The organism is Sphingobium sp. IP1, from assembly GCF_002708645.1.
GTDB lineage: Bacteria > Pseudomonadota > Alphaproteobacteria > Sphingomonadales > Sphingomonadaceae > Sphingobium > Sphingobium yanoikuyae.
The window spans coordinates 1-25,082 of the sequence record NZ_NOIW01000041.1 but is presented as its reverse complement, the minus strand read 5'-3'; the positions used below and the strand labels follow the sequence as shown (position 1 = coordinate 25,082).

The window sequence follows — 25,082 nt, the reverse complement described above, 5'->3', positions numbered from 1 at the left end:
CGAAGGTGGTCAACCACCGCTGCGCGTTCGCTTAAACCCTCGGTAAGCAACCTGATAACGACGCGACTGTTCCGATAAAATCGGTTCAGCTCCCGCCCGCCTAACTTGTGTTGGTTGGATTCCCCCTCTCATTCTGTTCGAGCATCCAGATTGGGGGAGCCTTATGTACGACGTCCACCAAACGGCTCATCCTTCTAGCGCAGCTCAAGCACGCATTGGGCAAACATGCGCTGGAAGAGGAGAATGCAATTTACCCCGCTATGCGCCAGCATGGTCTTCTGGCGGAATCCTACACGCTCCATGCCGAGCATGGTTATGTGAAGCAATATCTTTATAAACTCACAGACCTTGTGAAGGATAACGACGCTTTCCAGCTTAAATTGGCAAATTTTCGCCGCGACATCGAAACTCATATGCGCGACGAAGAGCATGATCTCTTTCCTCGGCTTAAGTTGGCCTTGGAAAAGGCAGATGGCGATTATCTTGCGCGTCGGATGAATCAGGAAGGGCTCAAGCTGGCCTGACCCGGGCGCAACCCCTCTCAATGGTGCAATACCTGCTATCCCTGCACAGGGAAGGGCAAAATTCGAGGACGTGGCGATGACGCAGTGGATTACCGAGCTTGTTGGACAGCTTGGTTATTGGGCGATCGCTCTTTTGATGATGCTAGATAATATTTTCCCGCCGATACCGTCCGAGGCTATCATGCCGCTTGCGGAATATTCGGCGGCTGACGGCGAACTCAATATCATTTTCGTCATCCTCTCCGGCACGGTCGGCACAACCGCGGGCGCTTTCTTTTGGTGGTGGGTGGCCAAGCTCGAGGGGATCGCGACGCAAGCGACAAGACCCACGGCGCGAAGTAAGCGGGTGCATCAAGCGTCATGCAATTCAGCGGCTGCGCACAGAGGTCGAGCTGGGAGTAAGTGTCATCTGGCCGGAAGAAGTTCAATGTAAACGGCGGCGATCGCGTGGAAAAGCGCGGAAAACGTGCGATCGGCCCTTTTCTCCGCATCCAATTTCTCAGTGAAGCAGATCGGTGATGCGCTGCTTCATGGCCTCCATCGAAAAAGGCTTGGTGAGGACGTGCATACCGGGATCAAGATGCCCGTGGCTCAATACCGCGTTTTCCGCATAACCGGTGATGAAGAGAATCTTGAAATCTGGCCTGTTCACACGGGCTGCATCTGCCACCTGCCTGCCGTTCATTCCACCAGGCAAGCCGACATCAGTGATAAGCAGGTCCACTCGTGTATCGCTCTCCAGAATTTTTAGCCCTGCCGCGCCGTCTATGGCTTCGAGCGCACCATAGCCAAGCCCTTCTAGAATCTCTACGACCAGCATCCGCACAGTGGGCTCGTCATCAATCACCAGAACGGTTTCGCCTTCGCGTGCTTGAGGCGCCAGCGCCGGCTCGGCTTCCGGTGTTGCGGGAGTGCCCGCTTCCCCCAGATGGCGTGGAAGATAGAGACATATCGTTGAGCCGCGACCGAGCTCCGAATAGATCCGGGTCTGCCCACCGGACTGACGTGTGAATCCATAGATCATAGAGAGGCCGAGCCCCGTCCCCTTCCCTATGGGTTTGGTCGTAAAGAATGGATCAAATGCCTTGGAGATTGTCTCCTTGCTCATTCCTGTGCCGGTATCCGAAACACACAGGGAGACATATTGCCCTGGTTCCATGTCTCGCTCAACAGCAGTCCGGCGATCCAGCCATCGGTTTCCTGTCTCGATCGTTATCTTGCCGCCATCGGGCATTGCGTCTCGCGCATTGATACACAGATTGAGAAGAGCGTTTTCCAGCTGGCTCGGATCCACAAGGACTGGCCAAAGCCCTACCCCGTTGACCGCCTCCACCTCAATAGCCGGCCCCACAGTGCGCATGACGAGGTCGACCATGCCATTCACGAGGTCGACAACGCAGGTTGGTTTTGGAGCAAGAGTCTGACGACGGGAAAAAGCCAACAGCCTGTGTGTCAGCGCTGCCGCGCGCCGCGCAGCACCTTGCGCAGCGTGTACATAGCGGTCCACATCCTCATGCCGACCCTGCGCCCGACGAATCTGGATCATCTCAAGCCCACCAGTGATCCCGGTGAGCAGGTTGTTGAAGTCATGCGCCAGTCCACCGGTCAACTGCCCAACAGCCTCCATTTTCTGCGATTGGCGCAGCGCCTCTTCGGCGGCTATCAGGTCTCGCGTTCTCTCCTCGACCTGTTGCTCCAGAGAGGCCGCCAGCTCGCGAAGTTCGATTTCCGCCCGTCGCCGTTCGGTAGCAACTCGGGTTCGTTCCGCAACTTCACGGACGAAAGCGATCTCGTCGTCGAGCCAGTCGCGTGCGGTGGCATGATTGAGATAGAGCAACGCGACAAGGCCGCCCTGTTCAGTGAGCGGCATATTGACCACAGCCTGCGCGCTTATGGCCTTGAGCGCATCGGCTCCCTCCACCGACCGCGGATCAAGGTCGGCATCGGCAATAATGACGTCTTTCCCGCGCTTGAGATCCTCGATGTAGGATCCATAATCCCGAAACTGCAGCACCCCGGCCAAGGACGATATCCCTTCGGCATTCCAGTCGCGCTCGATCGTGATCGTCTCAAGAGCCGGATCAATGACGCCATAGCCCGCCCTGCTGACCTCCAGCGCCTCGCCCAATATCCGGGATGCAGCAAAGGAGATGTCTGCTGGGTCCTGCACGTCGCGCACGACATTGCTGAGTTCGACCAGCGCATTGCGCATCCGCTCGGCGCGCCTCAGCTCCGTAACGTCCGAAGATATGCCTGCAAGCCGAACAGGTTTGCCGTCGGCATTGAGAAACGGCTGACCGCGAGAGGTCAACCACCGGATTTCCCCCCCCGGCGTGACGATCCGGTAGGTCACATCGAAGTCCACACCCGTACGCCGTGTCAGGTCGATCGCATCGATGTTAGCCGCACGATCGGCGGGATGAATAGCCGCCAGGCGGTCATCATATGTAAACGGCTTTTCCGTATCTACGCCAAACAGTGCCCGGCACGCCGGAGAGGAGGCGAGCTCTCCGGTCTCGAAATTGATACTCCATGTCCCGAACTTTCCGGCGCGAAGGGCGAAATCGAGCTCGCGCTCCTGCTCGTTCTGGCGTTGGAGCCGGCTGGTAATTTCGGCCATGAGGACGGCGTTCGAATTTTCGAGTCCCTCAAGACGTTCGCGCTCCAGCGTCACATCGACCTGGCTGGCGAAGAAATATGCGAGCTTTCCCGCCCCGTCGAATACGGGGGCAAGGAGGAGCCGGTTCCAGAATGGCTCCCCGCACTTGCGATAATTGCGAATGTCGATCTCGATCGGGCGCACCGCCTCCACCGCATCATGAATCGCCTGGACATCCGTCGGATCCGTTTCGGACCCCTGCAGAAATCGGCAGTTGCGACCCAGTATCTCGTCGCGCTCGTAACCCGTCAGCCGACAGAAGGAGTCATTCGCAAACACCACCGGATTATCGTGCAAACGTGGATTGGTTATGATCATCGGCATGCGCGTGGCGCGCACCGCAGCTACGAAGGGATCCGTCCCTGCGTCGAGGCCTAAAACTTCCGCTTCAATCCTTTGAGCATCGGCGGTGCCGTTTCCGCTCGTCACTGTTTCGCTCATTCCTATGCCGATCCCGCCTACGCTTTTCCCCTTTGTTAGAACCGAGGCACGTAGAGTGCGGTTCCATCTCCCTGGCACGGGAAAGCTGGAAGGCGTTACAGATCGAGGCGCGCTCGAAATCGCTGAAGGCAGCGACTTTGGCTTTTTTCCATCGAGATGGATTGGGGTGGAGTGGCCATTTTGGTCAAAGGCGCTGGCAGGCTGGTACGCTGGTCAATAGCTGGGTGGGCGTAGCGCCCCGAGAGGCTACCAAAAAAGGGGATGCGAAGAGCGCCAGCTGTCTGGGCCAGTGGGTTGAATCCGACATTTGGTGCCCGTGCATAATTTCGTCCAGATCGACCTTCCAGATGCAAGGGCGGGGGGCCTCGTTATTCTCCTTGATAAAGAGGTTGATGGCGGCCTGCAGATCGACGACGGAATGAAATATGCCGTCTTTTCGACCGCGACCTGTGAGCTTAGCGAAAAGCGGTCGACGGCATTGAGCCATGGGCACGTCGTCGAGACGAAATGGAAGGTACAACGCGGATGCCTGGTCCAATAGGCGCGACGATCGCCAAGCATATCTGTTCAGTTCGACGCTCCGGTTGCAGCCCAGTTCCCAGGGCAAAAAATCTGCCGGTCGCCGCCGTGGGCGATCCCTCGCGTTCGGCCTGCCGGCGCTCAGTGCAGCATAGTTTGAAGCATGCGCTCAAGTTCGGTCGGAAGCAGCGGTTTAAGGATCAAAGGGGCAGTGGGATGTTTGCGCATTAACGCGAAGTCCGGGGCGCCTGAACAAAAGACATAGGGGATGCCGTACAGATCAAGATCACCTGCCAAAAGGCCGACGTCGCCATCTTTCAACCGAATATCCAGCACAGCAGCGGACGGCATATCTTCAGCCACGGCAGCGATACCGTCGGCGAGCGTTTGGTAAGGCCCGTCTACCGCATAGTTGGCGTCCTCCAATATGTTAGCGATGACGGCGGCGACGGCAGGGTCGTCCTCGACCAGCAGGATGCGGTTACTCATCTTTTAGGCCAATCCGAAATGAGCACGATATCGCTCGAAACAACGCTCCCCGCAGCGCAGGCGGATCAGCGCTCCTTCCGCCATGGCGGTTGCACGGCGGGGATCTTCCGCGACCAGTGGGTAGATTGCCTCATCATTCCATTCACGGCTGTGCTTGATATCGAGTACGGCATGGAGATCGAAATAGCGTCGTTCGGACCCAGACAGGCCGACGCGCTTCAACCCCCTGGCAGTATACGCGGACCGATCGGGCGCGGTAAGCTCGATCACTCCCAGGGCGCCGACGCTGTGCCAAGCATAGCAACGTAAGGAGGCCATGGCCGTCATGGCATTGGCGAGCGCCAGACTTTCCCAGGCAGTATTTTCGATACGCGTATCGAGGTCCAGAGTATCGACCAGCTGGCCCAGCATCGGCCCATGTATGCCCTTCGCGTTACCCCGGCCCATCTCGTCCCAGTAATTGCGCGCCAGTTCGAGCTTGGCGCGCGCCGGCAGCTTGACTTGCGTCATTGCGACCAGATCGTCGAAACCTGCTTCGCCCGCAGCTTCCTGCGACAGGAACCATCGAAGCTCATCTCGGTCCGCCTGTTCAGCGAGCCACGGGAAAAGACGATCATGCTGTCCAGGCCCACTCGCCTTGAGATTCTCGAACCAGGCGATGAAGCGAGCAGGGTCCGTTGGCGCCTCGCGCGCCTCAACCATGACTTCCCGCCGCAACTCCTCAAGAAATCCCATCTCCAGACGAAGCATATGGCGATCATTGTCGAAGCGACTAGCTGACATGTCCTCTGGAAAAGTGGGCGATAGCCGTTCGCGATTCCAGCGGCTCAGCACCTCCTGAAATTCCTGTTGCAGAAATTGAGATCCGTCAGCTTTGAGCTGCGTAGCCACATCCAGTCCTTTCATATGATATGGCGGAATAATCCTGGAGGGCTGACTCTCGTTCCTGAAAATCATATTGATCAGGATCAATGAAACCAGGCGCAGTGCTAAGCCTGGTCAATCTTAAAATGTGAAACCGATTATTTCCACGGCTGCTTCGCAGATCGCCTCAGCGTCCGCTGCATCGTTCTTTCCGCGTTTGACGTACGGCTTCACATACTAAGCGGGCATCAGCTTGACATCATGACCCAGAGCGATGAGCTGACGCGCCCAGAAATGTGATGAGGCACAGGCTTCGATTCCGATCAAGCAAGACGGCAATTTCGCGAAGAACTTCAGCAGATGATCGCGCGTCAATCGCTGGCGCAATACCGCTGCACCATTGGCATCCACACCGTGCACCTGGAACACGTTCTTCGCCAGGTCTAAACCAATCGTCGTGACCGTTCCCATTGGAGCTCTCCTTCCGACTCATACGCAGGTCAGACTGCGGGAGGGTTGGAGAGCCTTCCACGTCATCATTATGAGACGCTCAGAGCCGGGATACGGGTCACCAGATGCAAACCTTCCGCTTTGTCGGCAAACTGGCGACCGATTTTCGTCGTTCTGCAAAGAGAGCCGCGCTAGCCGTATCTGCAAAACGCGGTCTTAACACCGGACTATAAGCACGGCGGCTCAGCTTGCCCGCGATCGTGTATGGCAACGACCATTTGGTCGGAAAGCCAAAGACCCAGCCACCGTCCAACAAGCATCATTCCTGCCTCTTCCCCGAGCGACAAAGCGACGTCGCGGCACAGTGCGCCGAATGTCATGCCACGACGCAATTTGAGCAGCGCCTGCAATTCGGCGTCGTCGATAGTCCGGATGCGGCACTGCTCGCTCTGACGCCACAAAATGACGATATCGGGCATGTCCAGATATTGCGGCGCGGGGGGCTCTCTCTGATCAACCAGAGCCGACCATATGACAAAACCATTGGTTTGAAGGTGCATAAGGTCGATCGACGACGAAAACGTCAACACCGCGCGATCCCAGTCGACATTGCCCAAACCGTCCAGCCGAACGACGGGGCTGTCGGCTGCGACGAACAGTTCTTCCAATGCAAGCTCGATACCAGCAATTTCCGCTATCTCGGGATCGTCAGCGTGAAGCCGTGCAAGTGTCATCGGAAAATCGCGTCCATATGCGTCCAATGTCCAACTGCTCGGCGGGACGCTGTCGATATGATGCACGGCGGCATGAAGAAACAAATCCTCACCGATCCACGCACGGGTGCGCGGAAAGCTGAGTTCCAGACAGGTGACAAGCTGGGTGCGGTAATTATTCTGATAGACGGCAAGGCCTGGCCCCGCCGCCGCACCGATGCGATCGGCGGCAGCCATGTCTTCCCGTAGCAGCCAGTCTCGCATGTCGCGCTGAAGCGCCAGCAGGCTCATGCCGCTTCCTCCATCTTCCCGGCGGAAATCCCGCGCGCGGTGGAAAGCTCCACCAGCAGGTCGGCCAGCGGCGGGATGGCATCGTCGCGTTCGATCATCGTTGCAACCGGTCCAAGTTTCGGCAGGATATGCGCATAGAGTTGCCATACGGACGGAGGCACCGCCTGATCGTGCGTGTCGATCAGCAGATGGTTGCCTTGGCTGTGCCCGGCGAGATGAATCTGGCGCACGCGGTCATGCGGCACGGCGTCGAGATAGGCGACCGGGTCGAAGCCGTGATTGCTGGCGCTGACGAACACATTGTTGACATCGAGCAGCAGTCCGCAGCCCGTTTGCGCGCACAGGGCGTCGATGAACTGCCATTCGGTCATGTCCGCTGGAGCGAAATCAATATAGGTCGACGGGTTCTCTATCAGCATCGCACGGCCCAGTGCGTTCTGTGCGCGGTCGATATTGGAGCTTACGATATCGAATGCTTCCTGCGTGTATGGCAGCGGCAGAAGATCGTGAGAACTGAAACCCTCGATCCGCGACCAGCTGAGATGGTCCGACACGAATAGCGGCTCGATATCATCGATAAGTGCGCGTAGCCGCGTGAGATAGGCCCGATCAAGTCCGTCGGCGGAGCCGATGGACATGGACACGCCATGCAGGGCGACGAGGTAGCGGGCGCGAATATCGCGCAGAATATGTCGCGGCCGACCGCCGTCGATCATGAAATTCTCCGAGATCACCTCAAGAAAATCGACCGCGATGCGATGGTCCAGAAAGTCGGCATAATGCTGTTTGCGCAGGCCAAGTCCGAAACCGGAGAAGGAGGGGATCATGGGTAAACTTCCTGCTGATAAAGGCTGCCCGGCGCGCCTGTGCACGCCGGGCATTGAAACGTCATTTCGGCTCGGTCAGGCTGCCCCCGGCGGCCTTGCACGCCTTGACGGTCATGGCCTTGAAACCATGCCCCTTGCAGACATTCTGCCCCTTGCATTCGTTGCTGGCGGTCTTGCAGTCCGACGTGCCCTTGCAGCTGTTGATGCCGTAGCAGTGAACGACTTTCGTATCCCCGCTGTCTTGCGCCACGGCCGGTGCCGCTGCTGCTGAAACGATCGCGATGGCGGCGGCCGAAGCAGCCATGCCGATACCGCTGTTATGGGTGAGCATGATGATTTCTCCGAAAAAAAAGTTGAGCCAATCTGGCCCCTGTCTTTCGGCCTGCAGCGGCCCCCGGTTACAGAGGTGCCAGAAATTTACCGAACCGATGGCAACATGCTGCGCAATGGCGCGGCTTCTGCTTCACCAGCGCAGCAGCCGCGGCCCGACCAGCATGCCGAGCAAGGTCGCGAGCAATATTCCCAGCGAATACCATGTCAGGACGAAAATCGCCGACACTTCGGGGCAGTGGATACAGTAAACGGTCGCCGCAAAGGCCCCCGCCGACAGGCCAGCGGCCGCTCCGGCCGCGCGCAACCGGGTCGGGGCGAGCCTGCGGAAGGACCATAGCAAACCGGCGAAGATCGGGGCTGACAGCGACAGGACCAGCCAGGGGCAACTTTTCCAGCTATGGCCGAGCCACATTGCCAGCCATTGCGACGAGGGCGTGCGCGCCAGTTCGAGCAGGCCGACCGCCGCAAGAAGCAGGACGGGTATCGCAAGCGCCCACAATCCGCGCAATCGACCGCTGTCGGGGCGCGCGAGTTGGGCCGTCGTCACCAGTGCGGCTATCGACAGGGAGAAAGTATATCCCCATTTCATCCAGAAGGACGCACCCTGCATGGCCGTGCCCAGATCCGGGCGGATGCCGATCGAAGCCAGAATGAGAAGCGCTGATGCGATCCCGCCAACGACGATACCGATGGCCAGCCGCCGCGCGACGCTGTTTCGGGCCACCGGGCGAGTATCACTGGCAAGATGCCGGATCAGATCGTCCGTGTTCATCGCATTGCCCCCTGCACCCGCACCATCAGCGCCTTCAGCCCGCGATGCACCGAAATCTTCACGTCGGATTCGCCTATGCTCTCCGCACTTGCCGCTTCGGCGACGCTCAATCCCTCCAGCCGGGTTGCGCGGATCATCCGCGCCTGCTTGGGCGGCAATTGCTCCAGCAGATCGTCTATGTCGAGCTTCGCCATGCTGCTTGCCTCGAATTCGTCGGCGATCAGCAATTCTTCCAGACTGTCGGTCGGCCGCAACCGGCCGACACGGCGGAAATGGTCGATCATCTTGTAACGGGCGACCGCATAGAGCCAGGCGGTAAAAGCGCGCCCGCGATCATAGGTCGCGCGGCGGGTGTGAACGGCAATAAGGGTGTCCTGCACCATATCCTCGACATCGTCGTCGGCGCCGCGAACACGGCGCCGATAGAAACCCCGCAGCAGCGGAACAAGCAGGCGCAGTAATGCCGCATGGGCAGCGGCGTCGCCGTCCAGCCCATTGATCATCAACGCGCGCAGATGCTCCTCTGTGGTCTGCATTCAATCTCCTCGCCCGCATGTTCGGGCCGGACCAGCCACCGGTTACAGCATCGACGAAAATTTCTGCGCCGTTCGATTGTAACCGAAGCTTGTGCTGCCCCGAATCTGCCAATGTGACACGGGCTTCCCGCCTCCTCCCCGGTCACCGCGCGGCCTGGCCCCTGTCCGGGCCGCGCGCAGAGGCGCTGGATCGTAGAGGACATCATTATGCGTACAACTCATGCGGCGCTCGCCGCCAGCATCGCCATCGCTTCGGCGACCACGCTCGCCGCTTCCGCCCATGCGGAGACGAAGCCCAAGATGGAGAAATGCTACGGCGTTTCGCTCGCCGGCAAGAATGACTGCGCGGCCGGTCCCGGCACCAGCTGCGCGGGTACGTCGAAGGTCGACTATCAAGGCAATGCCTGGAAACTGGTGAAGGCCGGCACCTGTACATCGATCAAGACGCCCAAGGGCAACGGCGCGCTTTCCCCCAAGGCCTGACAATGGCGGCCGGGGCGCCATTCCGTCCCGGCCATCCCTCCTGGAGACGAACGATGAACCTGCCCCTGCAAATGCGCGATGCCGTCGTTCGGCGGATTGAGGCACTGCTGCCTGATGCACTGCTGCTGCTGGTCGCCCGCATGGGTATTGCGGCCATATTCTTCCCGTCGGGGCGAACGAAGGTGGAGGGCATCATCACCATCACCGACAGCACATATGAATTGTTCCGCACCGAATATGCCCTGCCGATCGTCCCGCCTGGCCTTGCGGCAACGATGGCGACCTGGGCGGAGCATCTTTTCCCGATATTGCTGGTGCTAGGCCTGTTTACGCGGCTTTCGGCATTCGCCCTGCTCGGCATGACCCTGGTCATCCAGACATTCGTCTATCCCGACGCATGGCCGACGCATCTCAGCTGGGCCGCGATCCTGCTTCCCCTTGTCGCCCGCGGCGGCGGCATCTGGTCCATGGATGCGCTTATTTTTCCCCGATCAAGGATGTGAGGCATAGCTAGCGCCAAGAAATATTGCCTGACGCGACCGATATTCTCCCGCCCCGCGTTCACGGGAGGCCGACTTCGCAGGGCCGACCGCGAACGCCAGATTATATGAAAAGCTGTCGTTGGGCCAAGCCAGTTGGGACGGCGGAATGATCCCACGGCCGGGTGTTCGGATGCATCACAACCGACCCATAGTTGTCATTCAACCGCCGACTTATCGCTCCCAGCTAACGACGGTCCGCTTACAAATTTCCGCTAGGGCCCACCGTCTATCGCCGGGCGAACAGATCCATGTTCGCATCGCCCCATGCCTTGAGTGCCTCGATTATCGGCAGAAGGGTGCTTCCACGATCGGAAAGACGATATTCCACCCGAGGCGGCACCTGCACGAATATCTCCCGCTCGATCAGTCCGTCCGCTTCCAGTTCGCGCAGCTGGTTGGTCAGCATGCGCTGCGTCACGCTCCCGCTGCGTCGACGCAGTTCGTTGAAGCGAACCGGCCCGTCCTGGAGATGATAGAGGATCACGGCTTTCCACTTGCCATCGATCAGGCTGATGGCGGCCTCCACCGCGCAGCCAGGCGCGCAATCGAGGCGGGAATGGCGCGGCTTGACCAAGGTACGGTATCCTTTTTGATACTATAGGCAGATTTTGTGCGTATCGTATGAAACGGCACTGCCACCACATAGGTACGGCAACTGCAAAAGGAAGCATTCTCATGCGTGCCATCGCCTATCATGATCCAGGTTCCATCGATCGGTCCGACGCCCTTCTGGATGTCGACCTTACTCTTCCCGCTGCCACTGGTCGCGATCTGCTGGTTGCGGTGCAGGCGGTATCGGTCAATCCCGTCGATACGAAGGTCCGCGCCGGCGCCCCGCCATTTGATGGCCGGGCGGAGCGCATATTGGGGTGGGACGCGGCAGGCATCGTCGAAGCCGTCGGGCCCGATGTCACGCGATTCAAGGCCGGCGATCGCGTCTTCTATGCCGGCAATATCGCCCGCGACGGCAGCAATGCCCAATATCAGCTTGTCGATGAGCGCATCGTCGGCCACGCGCCTTCCACGCTCTCGGCAGCACAGGCGGCCGCATTGCCGTTGACGGCCATCACTGCCTGGGAAACATTGTTCGATCGGCTGCGGGTGCAGGACAAGGCCGGGACAGAGCCTGCCGCCATCCTGATCATCGGCGGCGCGGGCGGCGTCGGGTCGGTGGCGATCCAGATCGCGCGGGCGCGCACGGATCTCACGATCATCGCCACGGCATCACGTCCCGAAACGCAGGACTGGGTCCGCAGCCTTGGCGCGCATCATGTCATCGACCATAGCCAGCCGATGGCCGCGCAGATCGCCGCTCTCGGGCTTGATGCACCGGCCTTCGTCTTCTCGACCACCCATACCGACCGGCATCTGGCCGACATTGCCGATCTGATCGCGCCACAGGGACGTTTCGCGCTCATCGACGATCCTGCAAGCCTCGACATTATCGCTTTCAAGCGGAAGGCCGTGTCGGTGCATTGGGAGCTGATGTTCACCCGGTCGCTCTTCGACACAGCCGATGTCGCAGAACAGGGACAGCTGCTCGAGGCGGTTTCTGCGCTGGTGGATCAGGGCGCAATCCGCACGACGCTGACGCAGACAATGTCACCGATCAATGCGGCCAATCTGATCGCGGCGCATCGTCAGATCGAAAGCGCAACCACGCGGGGCAAGATCGTGCTGGAGGGATGGGATCATGACTGATGCGGCTGGCGATGCCACCGTCTACCTCGTCGCGCGCCTGGTGCCGCGAGCCGGCAAGGCGGATGACCTCCTGCAAGCCGTGCTGGCGATATTGCCGCAGGTCCGTTCAGAACGCGGCTGCATCGCCTATCTTGCCCATGTGAGCCGGGATGAGCCGGGCGTGATCGTCATGATCGAGACTTGGGCGGATCAGGCCGCGCTGGACAGCCATGCCACCGCTCCGGCCTTTACCCGGCTTGCCGCTCGGTTTGCAGACCTGCTCGGCGCGCCGCCATCGCTGGAACGGTTGCAGCACGTCGGTTGAACGGAAACCTCAGGCCGTGCGCATCAGCCGACGCAGCGCCTGGGGCGGCTGTCCATAATTGCGCATGAACACCTCGCGCATGCGGCGCAGATCGATGAACCCGACCTCACGCGCCACCGCTTCCAGGCTGTGGCGCGTGTCCTCCAGCAGAAGCCGGGCGGCCTCGAGCCGCAGCTGTTCAACCGCCTTGGCCGGCGACTGACCGGTCTCTGCGCGGAAGGCGCGGCTGAACTGGCGAGGGGAAAGTGCCGCGACATCCGCCAGTTCCTCGACCGTCAGCGGATTTTGCAGATGGCTGCGGGCATGAACGAGCGCCTTCTGGATGCGATCGCTGCTGGGAGCGAGGTCCAGCATCTCGCTATGCTGCGACTGCCCGCCTGCGCGGCGGTGATGCATCACCAAGCGACGCGCCACCGATCGCGCAACATCAGCCCCCAGATCCTTCTCCACCATGGCGACCACGACGTCCAGGCCCGCCGTCAGCCCGGCCGAGGTCCAGACGGATCCTTCATTGATGAAGATGCGATCCTCCTCGACCCGGACATCGGGAAAGGCGCTACGCATCATCTGCGCATAGGCCCAGTGCGTAGTGGCCCGCCGCCCATCGAGCAGGCCCATCTGCGCGAGCAGAAAGGCACCAGTGCAAAGCCCCGCAATACGGCGGGCGGGCAGGGCGGCGGCCTGGAGCACTGCCAGGATCTCCGCGTCCTGGGGTGGCGGCGGCATCAGCCCCGCCATCAGCAGCAGCGTATCGACCGGCCCGGCCTCACCAAGCGGGACAGTGGGGATTTCAAACCCGCTGGACGATGCAACCGGTCCGCCGCCGACCGAATAGATGCCCAACGTATAGAAAGCGTCTTCCACCACCACATTGGCCAGTTCGAACGCGGCCTGCGCGCCCAGGGCGAGAAACTGGAAGCCCGGCGTCAGCACCATCGCGACATGTGGCATTTCTTCATCTCCTTATGTCCTGAATCATGTCGTTATACGTCATTTAAGACAAGATCCATCCTGTCCATAAAGGGGGTGTCGAAAGTCACCGACTGCTTCTTGAAAAAGGAACATCCCATGTCCCATGGCACTGCTCTCATCACCGGCGCATCCAGCGGGATCGGCGCCATCTATGCCGATCGCCTGGCTCGCCGCGGTCATGACCTGATCCTGGTCGCCCGCAGTCAGAGCAAGCTGCAATCGCTTGCCGCCAGGCTCTCGGACGAAACCGGCCGCGCGGTCGAGATTATCGCGGCCGACCTTGGCGACAGCGCCGACCTTGCCCGGGTCGAGGCGGTGCTGCGCAGCGACGCGAGCATCACGATGCTGGTCAACAATGCTGGGGTTGGCACGCACAGCAGCCTGCTCGAAAGCGATGTGGATCGCATGGAAGCGATGGTCCGCCTCAATGTCACGGCCCCCATGCGGCTGTCCTATGCCATCGCGCCCGCCTTCGTGGCGCGCGAAGGGGGCGCGATCATCAACATCGCCTCGATCGTGGCCATTACGCCTGAAATACTGAATGGCGTCTATGGCGGCTCGAAGGCGTTCGTTCAGGCCTTCAGCCAGTCGCTCCACAAGGAACTGGCCGACAAGGGCATCCGTATCCAGTCGGTCCTGCCCGGCGCGACTGCCACCGACTTCTGGGCAACTGGCGGCCTTCCGGTCGAAAATCTGCCCACAGAAATCGTCATGCGGGCCGAGGACATGGTCGATGCTGCGCTGGTCGGGTTCGACCGCGGCGAGACCAGCACGATCCCTGCGCTCGCGGACATCGCTCTGTGGGATGCGTTCCAAGCCGCCCGTGCTGCCCTTGCCCCCCAACTGTCCGCCAGCGCGCCGGCCGCCCGTTTCGGCCTTGCCGAGCGCGCAGCGGACTGAATTCTCCCACCTGAACTCTTTCCCAAAGGAACAAGATCATGTCGACCATCGCTCTTCTTTCCGACGCCGATGCCACGCCCGACACCGCCGCCATCTTCCGCGAGGCGAAGGCCCGCATGGGCAAGGTGCCAAACCTCCTGCGCGTCATGGCGCAGGCACCCGCCGTGCTGGATGTCTACTGGGATGGGCGCGGCGCGCTCGGTCAGGGGGTGCTTCCCGCAAAGGTTCAGGAACAGATCGCCATTGCCGTCGCGGCGGCCAACGGGTGCGACTATTGTCTGGCGGCACACACCGGGGCCGGACGTGCGGCGGGCCTGTCTGCGGCCGACCTCGCCGATGCACAGCGTGGTGAGGCCAATGGTGGCGATGCAGCGGCGATCCTGGCGCTCGCCCTGGACGTGAACGCCGCTCATGGTCGCGCTAGCCCGGATATTCTGGATCAGGCCCGTGCTGCAGGCCTGAACGACGCCGAGATACTCGAGACGATCGCCCATGTCGCGATCAGCATCCTCACCAACAGCATCAACAATATCGTGGGCACCAGCCTCGACTTCCCGCGCGTCGCACGCGTCGGAACGGTCGGCGCCTGATCCTGAAACCCCCGAGCCTGAACATCAGAGACAAGGACGAGATCCATGAAACTCACCGGCAACACCATCTTCATCACGGGCGGCACCAGCGGCATCGGTCGGGCCCTCGCCGAGGCGCTGCACAAGCGCGGCAACCAAGTCATCATTTCCGGGCGGCGCCGTGCCCTGCTGGATGCCGTCACGGCTGCCAATCCGGGCATGGCTGCGATCGAACTGGATATCAGCGATCCCATCAGCATCGGCCGTGCCGCCCAATCGATCAAGCGCGATTTTCCGGCAACCAATGTGCTGCTCAACAATGCCGGGATCATGCCGTTCGATGATGCGGCAGCGCAAATCGACGATCATATGGCGCAGGGCCTGATCACCACCAATCTGCTGGGGCCGATCCGTATGACGTCGGCGCTGATCGAGCATCTCAAGGCTCAGCCCGAGGCGACCATCCTCTATACCAGCAGCGTGCTTGCCTTTGTCCCGCTCGCGACCAACGCCATCTATTCGGCTACCAAGGCTGCGCTGCATTCCTACGCCCTGTCCCAGCGGTTCCAGCTTCGTGACACCGGCGTGCGGGTCCAGGAGATCGCCCCGCCATGGGTCGATACCGATCTTATCTACAGGAGCGGAGATCCGCGCGCGATGCCACTGGACGACTTCATCGAACAGACGCTGGTGGCGCTTGGCAGCGATGATTTCGAAATTCTGGTCGATGCGGTTAAGCCGCTGCGTGACAATCCGGGCGCGCAGGAACATGCGCTCGTCCACGCCTTCAATCAGAGCGTCGCGGATAATCCGATCCCGGTCGCGGCATGAAAATTCGAGGCGGGGCTGTCAAAGGCTCCGCTTCTCCCACCGACCCTTTGCCGCCGTTCAGCAGCCGATTTTTCATTCCCAGGTGCGGCCGGTCCGCTTTGCCGATCGGAACGTTCGAGACTGGCCGGTAGGAGACTGTCTGGTTCGTGTTTGGAAAATGGGGATAGCTGCCACTCTTACGCCGATGGTGAAGAAAGTCGGGCTGGTCGCGTGTTTCGCGATACCGAGGCGCACCACCAGCCCGATACCTATAGTCAGCCTACATTGCGAACCTGCGTCCCGAATGGGTTGTCGATGATGTAGCGCCAGTAGCCATCTTCTCCACGGCGCGCGATGTCGTTCGAGGTCGCGACCATGTGGAAATCATCGCCGGTTGGCGTCTTCCCCACGATGTTCCAGTCGAGCACTAGCGAAGCGATTGTGTCCGCCACAAAAACGTGCCGCGCGATGATAACCATTGGCAGTTGCACACTGTAATATTTCAGGAGCTCAGCACGAATGGCGGGAATGCCGCGCTGCGGCTCGCCATTTGCGCTGACGAGAATAGCGTCGGGTTCATAGAACCCACACATGATGTCGACATCCATCGAATTGAAATGCTGAAGAAGCGACGGAACGATCCCCTCTGGCGTGCGGGAAAGCGCGGGCATTGCAGTCATGAAAGTAGTCCTCTTGAGAGATGGTCAGGCCTGCGCCTTCACAGGGAGGCGGAACGGTGCGCCAAGACGGTTGAAAGCATTCATCGCGGCGATGGCGATGGTAAGATCGACCAGATCCTTGGGACCAAACGCCGCAGCGGCGGCCGCATAGGCTTCGTCCGAGGCATGCGTTTCGCTAACCAGCGTGACCTCCTCTGCCCAGGCCAGCGCCGCGCGATACTCCGCCGGAAAGAGATGCGGCACCTCCGCCCAGACTGGCACCAGCGCGATCTTGTCGATCGACATCGTCTTGAGAAGGTCGCGCGTATGCAGGTCGATGCAATGAGCGCAGCCGTTGATTTGAGATACTCGCAGGAAAGTGAGATGGATCAGTTCCTCTGGCAGATCGGTGCCCGTCGTCAGGTAATGGTGAATGCCGAACATCGCCTTCGCCCCCTGCGGGGCGACCTCGTGCCAGATCAGCCGTTTATTCTCGCTCATGATCATGTCCTTCGCTTGGGCCGCCATCTGGCGGCGCTCGCGAACTTGACGAGGCAGAGCAGTCAAGTGTGACATGACGAGACATTTTTTCCCCACTCCCCCGGACCTATGTCACATTTGCTCATGCTGGCTCGTTTATTGGGTATGACAACACAGGAGGTTTGAGTGTCAGCGCGCAACAGCGCCACAGATCAGGAAGCGGTGCACAGCGCCCAGCGCTTCGACGAATTTAAGGCGCAGCGCAGCCGACTGTTGCGTCTCGCCTATCGGATGCTTGGCTCTCTCAGTGACGCTGAAGATGTTGTGCAGGACGCCTGGCTGCGTTGGGCGCGCGCCGACAGCGCAATAGAATATCCAACCACATATCTGACCCGGATCGTCACGCGCCTGTGCCTTGACCGGCAGAAATCGGCGCGGACACAGCGCGAGACCTATGTCGGTCCATGGCTGCCCGACCCGCTTCTGGACTCTGTAGAACCCGACGTCATGATTGCTGATGACATTACCGTCACCCTGATGCTGGCCATGGAGCGGCTGTCTCCGCTAGAGCGGGCCGCGTTCCTTCTCCATGATGTTTTTGACATGAGTTTGCCCGAAGTGGCTCTGACGCTAGGCCGGGAGCCTGCCGCAGTCCGCCAGCTCGCATCGCGCGCGCGCAAACACGTTCGAACTGCGCGACCGCGCTTCGCCGTCGAGGCTACCGAAGCAGATCGGATCGCTCGCGCTTTCTTCGTCGCCGCACGCGATGGTGACACCGCCCAGCTGGCCGGGTTACTTGCGGAGGATGTCGAGATCCATGCCGATGGCGGCGGCAAGGTACTTGCCTTCCGAAATGTCGTCCGTGGGGTCGAGAACGCACTGCGGTTGTTCGCCGGACTTCACCGCAAGCACGCGCCTGTACCGACTTTGATCCGCACAGCGATGATCGATGGCCTGCCAGGCTATATCAGCATCGACGGTGCAGGCCTGTTGCAGACGACCGCGCTCGGAATGCACGAGGGCAGAATTACCGCCGTCTACATCGTGCGCAACCCTGACAAGCTAGGTCATATTCCTCCAGTGCATGAGTAACCCACGCCGAGGATGGTCATAATCCAATGTCTGCTTCTAGGTGCGGCATTATCGCTGTTAGATAGCTTGAATGGGCGCGTAACCGACGCTTCTGCGGTCGCCCCTTTGCGGCCATTCGGCCGCGATTTGTCGTCTATCATTTCCCGTCGGTCCGCTTTTTGCGTTGTTCTCGATCATATGGCTGATGGCGACCATGTGGATTGTGAGCGTCAAGAAGGAGATGGACGTCGACCGCCTTTCCATAACCAACTCTTCGACCAACAGCATTGCCAGCGCTCATCAATTGACTACATCTGTAGTCAATTGATGAGGAGGGGGTATGTTGCGTACCGTGATAGCCGCTGGCGCGTTGTGCATGCTGACGACAATGGCGTCGGCCTCGCACAAGATGAATGGCCAGTGGGTGTTGGTGGTCGATCGATGGGGAAATCCGGAGTATTCGACACTCAACCTGTCGATCCTGCAGGATGCGGTTTCCGGCGACTGGGACGGCGATCGTGTAGCAGGGACGATTGCTGGCAAGGCTTTGCATTTTTCGGTGACCGACAAGCGCGGAGCCGAATATCGGTTCGAGGCGCGTCTCGAAAAAGGCCGGCTGTCTGGTACCGCCAATTACCCTGATAATAATTTCCCGGATAGGCGGCAGGCATTTGCCTTCTCCTCCCGACCGGTGCCCGAGCGTCCGACGGCTCAGCCGCGCGTGATAGACTATGCCCCTCAATCCTTCGCCAACAGCTTCTCGGCTGAGCGCGATCCGGTCCTGACGATCTGGCCTGGAGATATCGTTCGAACCTCGACAATCGATTCCGGCGGCATTGATGCAAATGGCGTCACGCGCGCATTGTTCGGCAATCCGCAGACCGGCCCCTTCTTTGTTGCGGGAGCACAGCAAGGCGACACGCTCGCGATACACATCCGCAAGCTGACGCCCAATCGAGATTGGGCAGATAGCCTCGACACGATCGTGACACGCGTACTGGGGGCGGGCTTGAGTGCAAAAGCGTCCGATCTTGGCCGGCCAGTGCGATGGCGCCTCGATCGGGAGAGCGGATTTGCAACGCTCGAGGAGCCTGGAGATCGATTGAAAGACTATCGCGTCCCATTGCGACCAATGCTCGGCGGCGTCGGCCTGGCGAGTGGCTTTGCTTCTCCTCCACTATCGACAGGGGATACCGGTCGTGCAGGCGGCAACATGGACTTTCCCGAGGTGGTTGCGGGCAACACCGTCTTTTTGCCAGTCCAGCAACCCGGCGCGTTGCTGTATCTGGGTGACGCACACGCGCTCCAAGGGGACGGCGAAACCTCCCAATATGCACTCGAAACGTCGATGGACGTCGAATTCTCGGTCGAAATCATCAAGGGAAGCGCCATCATGATGCCCAGGATTGAATCACCTGATGCGATCATGGCATTGGGGCAGGCCGGCTCGCTCGACGAAGCCACGAGGGCCGCAACCACAGGTTTGATACAATGGCTGCAGCAGGATTATGGCTTGAGCCTTTCCGACGCGGCAAAGGTGCTCGGCAGCGCAGTGCGCTATTCAATCCCGAACCTCGCGGGTCGAAGTGTCGGCGTGGCAGCGCGCATCAACAAGGCCTTGCTTCCGGCTCGAAAACAAGCATCTGCAGGAACGGATTTTTAGCGAGCCACGGTGCATAATTGCCGTCGCAGCTTGGGGAGCGTAGCTGCCATCTCTGCTGCCGACCCAATTAAGACTCTCAAGAGCCAAATACTGGTTCCCAGCTGCTGACGGTCTGCTATCCAGGCAGGTGTCGACCAAAATACGACGTTCCGTTGCGACAGTGGGAGTGTCGGGTCAGGGCCGGAAACGGTCACACACAGGGCCGAGGGTGGTAAGCCGCTTCGAAAATGCCGGCAGCTTCGCCAGGATGATTGTACGCGCCAACAAAGAGGGGCGCATCAATTTAATTGAAGCGGCTCAAATCCGTCAAATTATCGCTCAAATGAAAAACAACAAATCCACTTCGCCGTGACGTTCTGCCGGTCGCATTGCCGATAGCGATATTTTGCTAGTGGATGCTATTGAACTGATGCGGTGGATGCCTCCCTTCAGCGGGCATCGTATAATGCTCAATGGCGCCATGGCGGTGCCCGAAGGGGGAGCATATGGCGAATGCACACATGCTGTCGATCGATCTGGCGAAGCGCAGCTTCCAAGTCTGCTCGACTGATCGAGCAGGGTCGTGTGTGTACCCTCGTAAAGCTTAGGCTGCCGTTTGATCTCTGAACGTTGCATAAAAGCTGCCTCCGCTGCTAAGCCTTTGCAACTTGCTATCTGTTTAGCTGGGGGGGTAGTGCAGAAGTTGGATTCGATGCGGCGCGCCGATGGCTTGCACGCCAAACCGTTGCGGCCGTCGCACTTGCTCAAGGGACAAGAAGCGAGCAAAACATGGAATCCGGAACAAGTTTCTCCAAAAGAAATCGTCATCGTATGAAAAATGAAGTTTATATTATAATAAATATTCAACTTTCTTGATTACGTATGCATTAGAATGGAGAGCTGATTTTGCTCGACACAACCATACACGCAAAAACTATTGCGAGACAATTTAGAAGAAGTGATTTTAGAGATTCATCCTGGGGTATAACTGCTGACGACAAAGATGAGATCATCGCTGATGCGTTGCGCGTAGCAGCCACTGGATTTACGACAGTTTCACTCAGGCGAAACTCTATCGGAGGCAAGCCAGTATATCGGCACGCTGCCCTATGCGAAGCATTATTGATTAGACACATTTCCGAAGGCCTGCGGCGGATAACAGGCGTTCAGCAATCAGATAGAAAATCTATAGTTAAGTCGCTTATTGCTCTCACAAGTGAAGGCGTTCCATTCAATATTCTTAAATTTGATATAAAATCTTTTTATGAAAGCGTAGACACCGATGCCCTAATTGAAAGATTGCGGCGTGACCCTGCTTTTTCCCGTCAGTCCATCGGACTGATCGAAACCTTTTTTGCTGCCCTCCAGAGCCAACGAATAAATGGACTGCCGCGCGGAATAGGCCTTAGTGCGACACTTTCAGAATATCTCCTTCGTGCATTCGACAGTGCCATCTCAAATTTCCCCGGCGTCAGATTCTATAGCCGATATGTAGACGACGGGATAATTCTAGCATCTGATAAAGTAGATGCGTCCCAACTACTAGATTTCGTAAAAGGCCTCCTCCCAATTGGATTAGAGCTGAATCGAGCTAAGACAAAGCCATATAAATTCGGTTCCTTTTTGCGGAGCGCAGGATCTACAACAGAGCACAGTATTAAATTTCTTGGGTACACCTTAGACATAAGTCATATAACGCGCACGAACGGACGTCTATGTCGAAATGTCCATGTAGACATTGCACATTCTAAGGTTGCAAAAATTAAAAGAAGAATTTGCCTATCTCTTTTGAATTTCAACAATGGTGGAAATTTTAACGATCTTCATAACAGAATAAAATTGCTTACAAGCAACTATGGTTTTGTTGATGATTCAACCGGCCAGCAACGATATTCTGGAATTAAATATAATTATGGTTTGATAGATCCGACAAATTCGCCGCAATTAGCTGCTCTTGATCGATTCTTGATAAATGTTGTGACATCAAGCCATCCAAACAATCGGATACGCCCAAATCTCACAAGGGTTCAGCGCGCAAGAATTTTAGGCTTCGGCTTCACGTCTGGGTTCTTAGCCAATCGCTTCTTCACTTTTGATGAAGTCACTCTGAAAAATTTGATCGGATGCTGGTCGCATGCGTAAACGGGTAATTGCCAAGGGCAATGTGAGGCGTGCCGATTATCTTCGGGCCGTAGTTACTGACACGCTACCAGAAGAAGTTCCGATAATATTTTCAAACGATGGCTTCTACAGCAATCTATCACAGCGCGTTCCACATTCTGCTGAAGCTGCGCTGTTCGTGGAAACGCTTCTCACTCCCGAACGCTCATACACTAAGCCTTATCGCTATAGCGTACTTAAAGACGCATGGTCGGCTCGAGGGCTCAGCCTTATCCATCCCTCAGCTCAACAAGCTACGGCTGAGTTCTATGAGAAATATGACTCGCTCATATGCTATTACGGAGGGCGATCCGAAGCATCTCTGCGGGCACCGGTAAAAGTGGGCAGCACATTCTTCGTCAAAGGCCCAGCAAGCGGACGGAACCAGCTCCGCCGCAGCGGTATCGATACCGTAACGATAGAAAACTCAGTTTCAAATCCAGCGTCTTATTTCGCCTATAATAAAATTAGCCGCGCTCACGAATTTTTCGATTCGAATGAATATTTACATTTGGAGAAAAAATATCAATTTTTTAGATCACTAGATGTCAGCAAGTGCTTTGGAAGTATCTATACTCATACCCTATACTGGGCGGTTTCTGATGTCCAAACCGCCAAGGACAGCACGAACTCGGCCGGATTTGCCAATGAGTTTGATCGTCTGATGCAGTCTATGAACTACAATGAGACAAATGGGATTTGTGTCGGGCCTGAGATAAGTCGCATTTTTGCTGAAATTATATTTGCGGAAATAGATCGAAGAGTAATTCGTTCCTTATCGCAACGTGATATATCATTTCGCACGGATTACGAATTTCGCAGATATGTTGATGATTACTATGTATTTGCGCAAGATGAAATTACGGCGGATCGGGTAACCGCTGCCATCCAGACCAACCTGAAAGAGTTTAATCTTCATCTAAATGAAGCAAAGACCGTAACCATATCTCGGCCTTTTTCGACAAAAAAGTCCAGAATTATTGCCGAGACTAATGCAGTGCTTACTAAATTTTTTGGTCGTTTTCTGGAAGAAAGGTCAGATGGCGATGAGGCTGCATTGATTCCAAAGATGATTATGCGCGCTGACGCATTAATACGCTCACTAGTAAGTGATATAAAGGCTATATGTACGGTTCATCAGACCGGGTATGATACGGTTTCAGATTATATCGTATCTGCCGCAAGCAAGAGAATGACTGAATTGTCTGACGGATTTGGGATATTGGAAAACTATGAATACGATAAGGAGAAGTATATTGCATCATCTATGATGTTGATTGAAGTGATATATTTCTTTTATACTGTGAATCCTACCGTCCGGTCGTCACTAAATGTTGCTCGTGCAACCATTACGTCAACCCGCCTATTCCGCGAAAATTTCCCCGATCGATTAGCGCACTTGTCGGAAAGCATTGTCCGGTGGACCTTGGATTTGGCAAAGTCCATCAGGCGAAATTCGCGTCACAAGGACCTTACAGCCGTTCCAGTGGAAGTTCTCAATATTTTGATTCCTATGCGTGAAATCGCGGCATCGGAACCGTTAGTGGATGAATTGATAGATTCAATGTGCTCTACTGTAGACAGTTTCGATTATTTTGAAATTGTATCATTTTTGTTTCTGTCGGGAGGAAGGGTGAAGCACCGCGCGCTCATCAGAGAGCTTTTTGACCGCGCGAAAATGGTTGTTGCGAATGGACTCGGTCCTCGTACCGATTCGCAATCGGCTCACCTGGCGCTCGATATTTTAAGCTGCCCTTATGTCCCGCTCCAAAGGCGCGCGAGCTGGTTCAACATTCTCCGGTCGCAATGTCAGCTTCCGGGCATTTCCGCAGTTGAAGCTCGTAACGCGGTTACGGAAATCGAAGCCCATCCATGGTTTGTTCGCTGGGCAACGATCGACCTGCTGAGCATATTGCGGAAAAAGGAGTTGAGCGCGGTCTATTAATCGGACACAAGACGCACGGGTTCTGTCCTTTCACTTGAGAGCAGTCCGCTGCTCTATTCTCCCGTCCAAAGGCATTCTCTTTGCTAGAGCTTGCTAGGCGACGATGATGAGCCTCCGTGCACACACCAAACGTGACTGGGCAGACCCACCCAGCGATGTTGCCTCGTGGGCGCCACCACGAGCCACACAAAAATTGCTTGCCAAACCTCTCTCTGAGACCCAAAAAATGTGCCCTGAGACATTTTTGTATGCCTCATAAGTATATGATCTATTTCAATTTATTGGCAGCACGGGTGCGTAGGGTGCGTAGGGTGCGTTACCGTCTTTTGAGGCTAGTACATCTACGAGTCGTGAACGGCAGCTTTCTTGGGTTCGCGTTTCTGAAGCCGACATTCCGGTAAGTCCCATCCCTTGCCGTTAGCAGCCGGGCGGACCACTCCAAGCAACAGCCCGAAGCCACCTGCTCGCGCGTGTTGCATATTTTTGCGGTCACCCAGACCACATCGCCAGGACGCGGGCGCGCGTTTCGATCTTTACATGACGATCACGAAAGCGCTTCTCGTCAACGCTGAGCCAGACAAAAAAAAAGGCCGATCAGAAGACCGGCCGATGAGTTTTAGGAGAGGATGCCTGAAAGGCAGGGCCTCTATGGTTGGGCGGCGCTGTCCTGCCAATTGACAAAGGCTGGAGTGCGATTGCGCCTTGCGCAATTGAGGAGGATGCGGGCCTGTCAGAGGCCGAGCTGTTGGAGGCATGCCCCAGCCTGCTGATGATAGGTGCCGCCAAAGAGCCGGACATGGACGAGCAGCGGCCACAGCCGATAGACGGGCTGGCGGTCTTCCCAGCCCTGGGTGAGGCCGCAAGCATCGTAGAATATCTGTGGCGGCTGGTCGAACAGCCCCAGCATGGCGAGATCGACTTCGCGGTCGCCATAATAGCATGCAGGGTCGATCAGCCCTCTGATCCGGTCCTGGCCGACAAGGATATTGCCACCCCATAGATCGCCATGGAGGAGGGCTGAGGGCGGGCGATTGGGTATGTGCTCGCCAAGGCGATCGGCGAGCCGCTCAACCCGATGGGCCAGCTGGGCACTGAGATGCGGAATATGGCAGCGCAGGCGTTTCTCCGCCCAGAACTCGACCCAGTTGTCGGATCGGCCATTGGGGATCAACACATCGCCAAAGCCATAATCGCGATCCCAGCCATAGGCCACCTGGCTCTGGGCATGGAGATGGTCCAGCAGTTCGGCAAGATGCGCCCAGTTCCGGGCGAGCCGGGCGCTCGAGGGTAGATCCTCAAGCCCAACTTGAACAGTGCTTTTGGAAAAGGCATTTTTGTTCAATGACATGCACGCACCGGCGCGAGTGTTACCACTACATTTTTGGGTTTGGTTGAGCTTGCAGAGGCTTAGGTTCGCGGCGGCAGT

28 protein-coding genes and 2 pseudogenes are annotated in these 25,082 nt (G+C 57.7%); 15 read left to right on the top strand and 15 right to left on the bottom strand.

Translation table 11 applies throughout. From position 1 onward, the window contains the following. Positions 1 to 107: 107 nt before the first annotated feature. On the top strand, positions 108 to 524 hold the full coding sequence (locus CG471_RS15295) for a hemerythrin domain-containing protein (protein ID WP_080993684.1): 417 nt from the start codon (positions 108 to 110) through the stop codon (positions 522 to 524). Between the two features lie 76 nt (positions 525 to 600). Then, positions 601 to 957, top strand: a complete 357-nt coding sequence (locus tag CG471_RS30715; RefSeq protein ID WP_175551285.1) for a DedA family protein — start codon at positions 601 to 603, stop codon at positions 955 to 957. Between the two features lie 66 nt (positions 958 to 1,023). Here the strand turns inward: CG471_RS30715 and CG471_RS15285 are convergent, their stop codons facing one another. The 10 genes and pseudogenes from CG471_RS15285 to CG471_RS15240 all read right to left on the bottom strand — a co-directional run bounded on the left by CG471_RS15285 (position 1,024) and on the right by CG471_RS15240 (position 9,418). Then, positions 1,024 to 3,624 (bottom strand): PAS domain-containing protein, encoded by a 2,601-nt coding sequence (locus CG471_RS15285; RefSeq protein ID WP_099232377.1) that lies wholly within the window; start codon positions 3,622 to 3,624, stop codon positions 1,024 to 1,026. 295 nt (positions 3,625 to 3,919) lie between these two features. After that, a pseudogene (locus CG471_RS31820) lies at positions 3,920 to 4,170 on the bottom strand (IS630 family transposase); the annotation flags it as partial. A 114-nt stretch (positions 4,171 to 4,284) separates the two neighbouring features. Continuing rightward, entirely contained in the window at positions 4,285 to 4,632 is a 348-nt protein-coding gene (locus CG471_RS15275; RefSeq protein WP_004208794.1) for a response regulator transcription factor, read from the bottom strand. Positions 4,633 to 4,635: 3 nt separating this feature from the next. Further along, complete coding sequence (locus CG471_RS15270) at positions 4,636 to 5,538, bottom strand: iron-containing redox enzyme family protein (RefSeq protein WP_099232376.1); 903 nt, start codon at positions 5,536 to 5,538, stop codon at positions 4,636 to 4,638. 129 nt (positions 5,539 to 5,667) lie between these two features. Next, positions 5,668 to 5,967, bottom strand: a pseudogene (locus CG471_RS15265) (transposase); the annotation flags it as partial. 206 nt (positions 5,968 to 6,173) lie between these two features. Further along, positions 6,174 to 6,950: a DNA-binding domain-containing protein gene (locus tag CG471_RS15260; protein WP_072895205.1), complete on the bottom strand. Its 777-nt coding sequence runs from the start codon at positions 6,948 to 6,950 to the stop codon at positions 6,174 to 6,176. Continuing rightward, a complete protein-coding gene (locus tag CG471_RS15255) occupies positions 6,947 to 7,777 on the bottom strand; it encodes a DUF692 domain-containing protein (protein ID WP_072895203.1) in 831 nt (276 codons plus the stop codon). The genes CG471_RS15260 and CG471_RS15255 overlap by 4 nt, the downstream gene beginning before the upstream one ends. Positions 7,778 to 7,838: 61 nt before the next feature. Continuing rightward, a complete protein-coding gene (locus tag CG471_RS15250) occupies positions 7,839 to 8,108 on the bottom strand; it encodes a hypothetical protein (RefSeq protein WP_004208798.1) in 270 nt (89 codons plus the stop codon). 132 nt (positions 8,109 to 8,240) lie between these two features. Next, the gene (locus CG471_RS15245) at positions 8,241 to 8,882 is read right to left on the bottom strand and encodes a DUF1109 domain-containing protein (protein WP_072895200.1); all 642 of its coding nucleotides are present in this window, start codon (positions 8,880 to 8,882) and stop codon (positions 8,241 to 8,243) included. Then, positions 8,879 to 9,418, bottom strand: a complete 540-nt coding sequence (locus tag CG471_RS15240) for a sigma-70 family RNA polymerase sigma factor (RefSeq protein ID WP_099232375.1) — start codon at positions 9,416 to 9,418, stop codon at positions 8,879 to 8,881. The genes CG471_RS15245 and CG471_RS15240 overlap by 4 nt, the downstream gene beginning before the upstream one ends. A gap of 207 nt (positions 9,419 to 9,625) precedes the next feature. Here CG471_RS15240 and CG471_RS15235 point away from each other — a divergent pair, with 207 nt between their 5' ends. Then, positions 9,626 to 9,901, top strand: a complete 276-nt coding sequence (locus CG471_RS15235; RefSeq protein ID WP_072895193.1) for a DUF2282 domain-containing protein — start codon at positions 9,626 to 9,628, stop codon at positions 9,899 to 9,901. A gap of 53 nt (positions 9,902 to 9,954) precedes the next feature. Further along, a complete protein-coding gene (locus CG471_RS15230; RefSeq protein ID WP_099232374.1) occupies positions 9,955 to 10,404 on the top strand; it encodes a DoxX family protein in 450 nt (149 codons plus the stop codon). 265 nt (positions 10,405 to 10,669) lie between these two features. On the opposite strand, the gene CG471_RS15225 is transcribed toward CG471_RS15230, so the two are convergent. After that, on the bottom strand, positions 10,670 to 11,017 hold the full coding sequence (locus tag CG471_RS15225; RefSeq protein ID WP_063141705.1) for a helix-turn-helix domain-containing protein: 348 nt from the start codon (positions 11,015 to 11,017) through the stop codon (positions 10,670 to 10,672). A gap of 101 nt (positions 11,018 to 11,118) precedes the next feature. On the opposite strand from CG471_RS15225, the gene CG471_RS15220 reads away from it, so the two are divergent. Both CG471_RS15220 and CG471_RS15215 read left to right on the top strand, forming a co-directional pair. After that, positions 11,119 to 12,144, top strand: a complete 1,026-nt coding sequence (locus CG471_RS15220; RefSeq protein ID WP_072895187.1) for a zinc-binding alcohol dehydrogenase family protein — start codon at positions 11,119 to 11,121, stop codon at positions 12,142 to 12,144. After that, positions 12,137 to 12,448: a putative quinol monooxygenase gene (locus CG471_RS15215; RefSeq protein ID WP_063141701.1), complete on the top strand. Its 312-nt coding sequence runs from the start codon at positions 12,137 to 12,139 to the stop codon at positions 12,446 to 12,448. The genes CG471_RS15220 and CG471_RS15215 overlap by 8 nt, the downstream gene beginning before the upstream one ends. A 9-nt stretch (positions 12,449 to 12,457) precedes the next feature. On the opposite strand, the gene CG471_RS15210 is transcribed toward CG471_RS15215, so the two are convergent. After that, positions 12,458 to 13,399, bottom strand: coding sequence for a GlxA family transcriptional regulator (locus tag CG471_RS15210; protein ID WP_063141699.1), 942 nt, complete (start codon positions 13,397 to 13,399; stop codon positions 12,458 to 12,460). A gap of 117 nt (positions 13,400 to 13,516) precedes the next feature. Between CG471_RS15210 and CG471_RS15205 the strand changes: the two genes are divergently transcribed. The 3 genes from CG471_RS15205 to CG471_RS15195 are packed head-to-tail and all read left to right on the top strand — an operon-like array spanning position 13,517 to position 15,720. Then, complete coding sequence (locus CG471_RS15205; protein ID WP_097385750.1) at positions 13,517 to 14,320, top strand: SDR family oxidoreductase; 804 nt, start codon at positions 13,517 to 13,519, stop codon at positions 14,318 to 14,320. Between the two features lie 38 nt (positions 14,321 to 14,358). Further along, the gene (locus CG471_RS15200; protein WP_072895184.1) at positions 14,359 to 14,910 is read left to right on the top strand and encodes a carboxymuconolactone decarboxylase family protein; all 552 of its coding nucleotides are present in this window, start codon (positions 14,359 to 14,361) and stop codon (positions 14,908 to 14,910) included. 45 nt (positions 14,911 to 14,955) lie between these two features. Further along, positions 14,956 to 15,720, top strand: coding sequence for an SDR family oxidoreductase (locus tag CG471_RS15195; protein ID WP_063141696.1), 765 nt, complete (start codon positions 14,956 to 14,958; stop codon positions 15,718 to 15,720). 254 nt (positions 15,721 to 15,974) lie between these two features. Here the strand turns inward: CG471_RS15195 and CG471_RS15190 are convergent, their stop codons facing one another. After that, the gene (locus CG471_RS15190; protein ID WP_072896118.1) at positions 15,975 to 16,379 is read right to left on the bottom strand and encodes a DUF4440 domain-containing protein; all 405 of its coding nucleotides are present in this window, start codon (positions 16,377 to 16,379) and stop codon (positions 15,975 to 15,977) included. Between the two features lie 24 nt (positions 16,380 to 16,403). Then, a complete protein-coding gene (locus CG471_RS15185; RefSeq protein ID WP_257211564.1) occupies positions 16,404 to 16,865 on the bottom strand; it encodes a carboxymuconolactone decarboxylase family protein in 462 nt (153 codons plus the stop codon). Between the two features lie 159 nt (positions 16,866 to 17,024). Between CG471_RS15185 and CG471_RS15180 the strand changes: the two genes are divergently transcribed. From CG471_RS15180 to drt3b, 6 genes are all read left to right on the top strand, one after another. After that, the gene (locus CG471_RS15180) at positions 17,025 to 17,930 is read left to right on the top strand and encodes a sigma-70 family RNA polymerase sigma factor (protein ID WP_083575551.1); all 906 of its coding nucleotides are present in this window, start codon (positions 17,025 to 17,027) and stop codon (positions 17,928 to 17,930) included. A 319-nt stretch (positions 17,931 to 18,249) separates the two neighbouring features. Then, positions 18,250 to 19,572, top strand: coding sequence for an acetamidase/formamidase family protein (locus tag CG471_RS15170; RefSeq protein ID WP_072896111.1), 1,323 nt, complete (start codon positions 18,250 to 18,252; stop codon positions 19,570 to 19,572). A gap of 208 nt (positions 19,573 to 19,780) precedes the next feature. Then, complete coding sequence (locus CG471_RS30710; protein WP_175551305.1) at positions 19,781 to 19,924, top strand: hypothetical protein; 144 nt, start codon at positions 19,781 to 19,783, stop codon at positions 19,922 to 19,924. Positions 19,925 to 20,245: 321 nt separating this feature from the next. Then, positions 20,246 to 20,386, top strand: a complete 141-nt coding sequence (locus CG471_RS30705) for a hypothetical protein (protein WP_175551306.1) — start codon at positions 20,246 to 20,248, stop codon at positions 20,384 to 20,386. Positions 20,387 to 20,457: 71 nt separating this feature from the next. After that, entirely contained in the window at positions 20,458 to 21,693 is a 1,236-nt protein-coding gene (gene drt3a / locus CG471_RS15165; protein WP_175551307.1) for an antiviral reverse transcriptase Drt3a, read from the top strand. Then, complete coding sequence (gene drt3b, locus CG471_RS15160) at positions 21,686 to 23,656, top strand: antiviral reverse transcriptase Drt3b (RefSeq protein ID WP_083575546.1); 1,971 nt, start codon at positions 21,686 to 21,688, stop codon at positions 23,654 to 23,656. The genes drt3a and drt3b overlap by 8 nt, the downstream gene beginning before the upstream one ends. A gap of 730 nt (positions 23,657 to 24,386) precedes the next feature. Here the strand turns inward: drt3b and CG471_RS15155 are convergent. Beyond that, the gene (locus CG471_RS15155; RefSeq protein WP_257211563.1) at positions 24,387 to 25,004 is read right to left on the bottom strand and encodes a fructosamine kinase family protein; all 618 of its coding nucleotides are present in this window, start codon (positions 25,002 to 25,004) and stop codon (positions 24,387 to 24,389) included. Positions 25,005 to 25,082 lie beyond the last annotated feature (78 nt).

Coding starts and splice junctions, on each gene's coding strand:
- CG471_RS30715 (WP_175551285.1), top strand. CDS start 601: ATGACGCAGTGGATTACCGAGCTTGTTGGACAGCTTGGTTATTGGGCG.
- CG471_RS15285 (WP_099232377.1), bottom strand. CDS start 3,624: ATGAGCGAAACAGTGACGAGCGGAAACGGCACCGCCGATGCTCAAAGG.
- CG471_RS15275 (WP_004208794.1), bottom strand. CDS start 4,632: ATGAGTAACCGCATCCTGCTGGTCGAGGACGACCCTGCCGTCGCCGCC.
- CG471_RS15270 (WP_099232376.1), bottom strand. CDS start 5,538: ATGAAAGGACTGGATGTGGCTACGCAGCTCAAAGCTGACGGATCTCAA.
- CG471_RS15260 (WP_072895205.1), bottom strand. CDS start 6,950: ATGAGCCTGCTGGCGCTTCAGCGCGACATGCGAGACTGGCTGCTACGG.
- CG471_RS15255 (WP_072895203.1), bottom strand. CDS start 7,777: ATGATCCCCTCCTTCTCCGGTTTCGGACTTGGCCTGCGCAAACAGCAT.
- CG471_RS15250 (WP_004208798.1), bottom strand. CDS start 8,108: ATGCTCACCCATAACAGCGGTATCGGCATGGCTGCTTCGGCCGCCGCC.
- CG471_RS15245 (WP_072895200.1), bottom strand. CDS start 8,882: ATGAACACGGACGATCTGATCCGGCATCTTGCCAGTGATACTCGCCCG.
- CG471_RS15240 (WP_099232375.1), bottom strand. CDS start 9,418: ATGCAGACCACAGAGGAGCATCTGCGCGCGTTGATGATCAATGGGCTG.
- CG471_RS15235 (WP_072895193.1), top strand. CDS start 9,626: ATGCGTACAACTCATGCGGCGCTCGCCGCCAGCATCGCCATCGCTTCG.
- CG471_RS15230 (WP_099232374.1), top strand. CDS start 9,955: ATGAACCTGCCCCTGCAAATGCGCGATGCCGTCGTTCGGCGGATTGAG.
- CG471_RS15220 (WP_072895187.1), top strand. CDS start 11,119: ATGCGTGCCATCGCCTATCATGATCCAGGTTCCATCGATCGGTCCGAC.
- CG471_RS15215 (WP_063141701.1), top strand. CDS start 12,137: ATGACTGATGCGGCTGGCGATGCCACCGTCTACCTCGTCGCGCGCCTG.
- CG471_RS15210 (WP_063141699.1), bottom strand. CDS start 13,399: ATGCCACATGTCGCGATGGTGCTGACGCCGGGCTTCCAGTTTCTCGCC.
- CG471_RS15205 (WP_097385750.1), top strand. CDS start 13,517: ATGTCCCATGGCACTGCTCTCATCACCGGCGCATCCAGCGGGATCGGC.
- CG471_RS15200 (WP_072895184.1), top strand. CDS start 14,359: ATGTCGACCATCGCTCTTCTTTCCGACGCCGATGCCACGCCCGACACC.
- CG471_RS15195 (WP_063141696.1), top strand. CDS start 14,956: ATGAAACTCACCGGCAACACCATCTTCATCACGGGCGGCACCAGCGGC.
- CG471_RS15190 (WP_072896118.1), bottom strand. CDS start 16,379: ATGACTGCAATGCCCGCGCTTTCCCGCACGCCAGAGGGGATCGTTCCG.
- CG471_RS15185 (WP_257211564.1), bottom strand. CDS start 16,865: ATGATCATGAGCGAGAATAAACGGCTGATCTGGCACGAGGTCGCCCCG.
- CG471_RS15170 (WP_072896111.1), top strand. CDS start 18,250: ATGTTGCGTACCGTGATAGCCGCTGGCGCGTTGTGCATGCTGACGACA.
- drt3b (WP_083575546.1), top strand. CDS start 21,686: ATGCGTAAACGGGTAATTGCCAAGGGCAATGTGAGGCGTGCCGATTAT.
- CG471_RS15155 (WP_257211563.1), bottom strand. CDS start 25,004: ATGTCATTGAACAAAAATGCCTTTTCCAAAAGCACTGTTCAAGTTGGG.